At 48.6% G+C, this 514-nt stretch carries 1 pseudogene; it reads right to left on the reverse strand.

Annotation, left to right across the window (positions count from 1 at the left end):
• Positions 1-514 (reverse strand): annotated as a pseudogene (locus tag ACP45E_RS19040) (glycosyl hydrolase family 18 protein); the annotation flags it as partial.

A 514-nucleotide genomic window follows, 5' to 3' on the forward strand; every position in this document is an offset into this window, starting at 1 on the left:
CTCATTGTAAGCGCGACCGCCAGCATCGGTGCCCATGTCCCAGTTCACAGACCAGGTCATTACGCCGCGCAGTGGTTGACCTTGTTGATTGAGCTGTTCAAACGCATCGTAAAGATCCTGTGGGTTTTGTACATAACCCGTTGCCGCTGCATCATTGTTGGCAGGAATCCCAAACACCAATTTGTTGTGCGGGATCTGATGAAAGCCACGCGTTCCGTTCGATAACGAATCGGCAATGTAGTAAATAAACTCTTGCTTGAGTGCGTCATTATTCTGTGCAATCCAACCAACACTATCTACCCAGATCCCATCACCGCCCTGATTGTAAAATTGCGGGTTGATCCAGTCGTAGTAGCCGGCGAGATTATCAATATAAGGAACGTATTTCCCACCTTGTGTCAGGTATGGGAACTCGGGTGCCATCGTAATTAAAAAGTTCTTACCCTCGGCAGCATAGTGGTCCTTGACCATTTTAAGCGCAGCAGGAATCACGATTTGGTTGTCTGCGGCAGTC

The sequence above is a fragment of the Vibrio genomosp. F10 str. 9ZD137 genome (genome assembly GCF_049974785.1).
GTDB lineage: Bacteria > Pseudomonadota > Gammaproteobacteria > Enterobacterales > Vibrionaceae > Vibrio.